We start from the raw sequence: 1,084 nt of genomic DNA, 5'->3' as shown, positions 1-1,084 counted from the left end.
AAACTATCGAACCACTCCCGGATTGCGTCGGCCACAATGCTTGGATCGCAGGTGGCGGCGTCCGGAACGCATGCCCGAATGAGACTTTCGACGTCAAAGCGCTGTTCCGCCCGAGTCCGCCAGGCATCGCGGTTGCGGGCGAGGATAGTGAGGTGCTGGTCGCGGATCGGAATGTAACGCATGGCCAAAGACAGGGACTGGAGTCCCGTATTGACGGCCGCCTCCCCAGATATCTTGAGCCACGCCCAGTGACCAGAGGGTGAACCGACCGTCAGGTCTGGGTCGGCGTCGGCGGGAATTGCACGCCAGTCCAGCTAATTCCGGATTTCCAGTCCAGCAAAAGAGCTCGTAGTCCAGCCAATTCCGGTTGCCTACAGGACTGCGCTAGAAAACGCCCTAGGTAGGGTCTGGGTGAAAGAAAACAGTGAAATTTGACATATCAATCGCGCGATTCTATGATGCGTCATTACGTGTCGTTGTATCTATACGGAATCGACAACATGAGCGAATTGGAATTGGTGGCGTCCAACCCCTCCCCTCGGAAGAAGGTGCAGGCCGGCGAGAAGATTGTCCAGGCATCGACCGTCATCGCGACCCGAAAGCCTGGCATTGATGAGGTGGGATTCGGCGCGAAGTGTCTCGTTTCCGCTTCCCTCCCGTACCGGAATCCCAAGCCTGAGCAGCTGATTAACGGAGCATGGCTTCGCCACAACGGGAACTACGCTCTCTGGGTGCAGGGCGGTATCAACGGCATTCCCTATGGCACGTACCCGCGCCTGTTCGTCATGTGGCTGACTTCAGAGGCCCTGCGGACTGGGAGTCGGAAGATCCATACCGGTGGCAGCTTCGCTGAGTTCTGCCGCAAGCTGAACATCGACCGGAGTCGCGGCAAGCGCGGTGCCGGCAAAATGCTGATCGAGCAAGCGGACCGCCTGCTGCAGAGTCGAGCGGCATTCGTCACGCTTCCGGCCCACCTCGCTACGGCCAAGCGCGCGGACTTGCTGACCGCCAAGCTCAAACACACGGATTTCCTGAACTTTGCAGACGAGTATTCCCTGTTCTTCGACGCAGATGAGCGGGCATC

2 protein-coding genes are annotated in these 1,084 nt (G+C 58.8%); one reads left to right on the top strand and one right to left on the bottom strand.

The window, feature by feature from the left end:
- A partial coding sequence (locus tag E1J61_RS37985) for a hypothetical protein (RefSeq protein ID WP_133098667.1) occupies positions 1 to 182 on the bottom strand: 182 nt, incomplete at its 3' end.
- Between the two features lie 318 nt (positions 183 to 500).
- Here E1J61_RS37985 and E1J61_RS36955 point away from each other — a divergent pair.
- Positions 501 to 1,084: replication protein RepA (locus E1J61_RS36955; RefSeq protein ID WP_243737139.1), on the top strand; the 584-nt coding region annotated here is incomplete at its 3' end.

Source organism: Cupriavidus sp. L7L (genome assembly GCF_004353535.1).
In the GTDB taxonomy this organism is placed as follows: domain Bacteria; phylum Pseudomonadota; class Gammaproteobacteria; order Burkholderiales; family Burkholderiaceae; genus Cupriavidus; species Cupriavidus oxalaticus_A.
The sequence above is the reverse complement of the archived record's forward strand: the minus strand, read 5'-3'. Positions and strand labels throughout refer to the sequence as shown.